The organism is Mycolicibacterium agri, assembly GCF_002553505.1.
Classification (GTDB): domain Bacteria; phylum Actinomycetota; class Actinomycetes; order Mycobacteriales; family Mycobacteriaceae; genus Mycobacterium; species Mycobacterium agri.
Window position 1 is genome coordinate 1 of record NZ_PDCP01000203.1, and the last position, 1,517, is coordinate 1,517.

General features: G+C 65.1%; 1 protein-coding gene. It reads left to right on the forward strand.

Translation table 11 applies throughout. The annotated features are described in order from the left end of the window. Positions 1-119 precede the first annotated feature (119 nt). Entirely contained in the window at positions 120-1,202 is a 1,083-nt protein-coding gene (locus CQY20_RS33745; protein ID WP_165789335.1) for an IS110 family RNA-guided transposase, read from the forward strand. Positions 1,203-1,517: the final 315 nt, after the last annotated feature.

A 1,517-nucleotide genomic window follows, 5' to 3' on the forward strand; every position in this document is an offset into this window, starting at 1 on the left:
CTAGACGGTATGGAGGCGACTTGAGGCCGAAGGCCTCGGGCTGCAATCGGACGTGGGTTGTCGATGGCGGGTGAACACTCGCATCGGTAGAGCCACAGTTGCAGATCAGGAGGCCTCCGGTGAGTTTCAACGGTACGAGTGTCGGGTTGGACGTGCACGCGCTTTCGGTGGTTGCCCATGCCGTCGACGAAGAAACAGGTCGAGTCGAGCGGGCACGGTTGTGTCCCGATCACGGCGAGATCCTCAATTGGTTGCACCGGCTGCGCGGCCCGGTGCGGGTGGCCTACGAGGCCGGCCCGACGGGGTTCGGGCTCGCGCGGGCGTTGGCCGCCGCCGAGATCGACTGCGTGGTCGCCGCGCCGTCGAAGTTGATCCGCCCCGCTGGGGATCGGGTCAAAACCGATGCCCGCGATGCCGCGCATCTGACCCGGCTACTGCGTCTGGGCGAGATCACGCCGGTCACGGTGCCCGAAGCCGAGGTAGAGGCAGTGCGCGACCTGGTGCGGGCCCGTGAAGATGCCCGGGCCGATCTGATGCGGGTGCGGCACCGGTTGTCCAAACTGCTGCTGCGCCAGGGCCGGGTGTACTCCGGTGGGCAAGCATGGAATGGGGTTCACCAAACCTGGCTGCGGCGGCAACGATTCGACGATTCCCACACCACCGCAGCCTTTGATCATCACTTCGATGCGGTGCTCACCGCGACTGCCGCTCGCGATCGTCTCGATGAGCAGATCGTCACGGTCGCGGCCTCACCGCGCTGGGCTGATCAGGTCGACCGGCTGGGCTGCCTGCGCGGCATCTCCGCGCTGACCGGGCTGGCGTTGAGCGTCGAGATCGGCGACTGGACACGGTTCACCGGTGCCTCGATCGGCGCCTACGTCGGCTTGGTGCCTACCGAGTACTCCTCGGGTGCCTCTCAGGTGCAGGGCTCGATCACCAAAGCCGGCAACGCCCATGCGCGGCGGTTGTTGATCGAGGCGGCCTGGCACCACCGGGCGGCCTACCGCAATCCCGGACCGACGATGCGAGCCCGCTGGGCCAAGGTCGACCCGGTACTCAAAGATCGCGGGCATGCCGGAAACCGGCGCCTGCACCAGCAATGGTGCCGGTTCCTCGAGCGCAAGAAGAACCCGCTGGTGGCCAACGTCGCCATCGCCCGACAGTTGGCCGGCTGGTGCTGGTCGCTGGCCACGCTGAACTAACGGCCACCACCGAACCTTGATCGGAGTCAGCCGGTCGACGGCGAGGTATGCGAACTAGATCTGCGTTACAGCTATGAGCCACAAACGGATTCACGAATCCAAATGTGACGCCCGAACCTAGACAGCAGTCACCGTTCGCGCCGAACCATCGTCTTGCGGTAACCAACCCGCGCATATCAGTCTGACACCACCGTCGTTGACCAACGACCGCCACGAAACCGACTGCCACCGATCAAACGAAAAGCCGCCCCGGCACCAAACCGGGGCGGCTTTCACCTGCCTATTGACAAACCACGCCTACATATCAGCTGTACC